Consider the following 554-nt stretch of genomic DNA (forward strand, 5'->3'; position numbering starts at 1 on the left):
GCATAGGTGATCGCACGGCCTAACTTCGATCCTGGGAGCACTGATTGATTGCGACACCAATCAAAGAACGTTGTCATCAATGGCGCTAATCTTTCTTTGCGCTTGCACAATCTTTCAGCTGAAGACAGCTCAGCCCAAGAGGCTTCTAGTGAAAACATCTGATCACAATAATCTAATCCCTTGCGCCCCAATGACTGCTTATCTGCCTGTTTAGGCGTTGCTTCAAAAAATTTTCGACGCACATGTGCCCAACAACCTACTAACTTTGCCTTAGGCAGTTGGCGATACGCTGACCACATATCACAGTGAACATAACCATCATATTCGCCAAGAAATTCTTGAACTGCTAAGCCGCTTCGGCGTTGATCATGATGATAAAGCGTAATTGGCTGTGTTGCTTGTTTTCCTGAAAGGAATGTCCAGTAATAGGTCAAAGAGGTATTATTTTCTAAAACTCTATAGGCTGTCTCGTCCGCATGAAGAAGGCTTTGTGTTAATAACTTTTCACGCAGTAATTCATAGAGTGGTTCGAAATAATACTGACTAGACTTGAT

At 43.0% G+C, this 554-nt stretch carries 1 pseudogene; it reads right to left on the minus strand.

Annotation, left to right across the window (positions count from 1 at the left end):
• A pseudogene (locus ACTQZM_RS12000) lies at window positions 1-554 on the minus strand (IS66-like element short variant transposase); the annotation flags it as partial.

Source organism: Enterococcus cecorum (genome assembly GCF_052119425.1).
Classification (GTDB): domain Bacteria; phylum Bacillota; class Bacilli; order Lactobacillales; family Enterococcaceae; genus Enterococcus_E; species Enterococcus_E cecorum_C.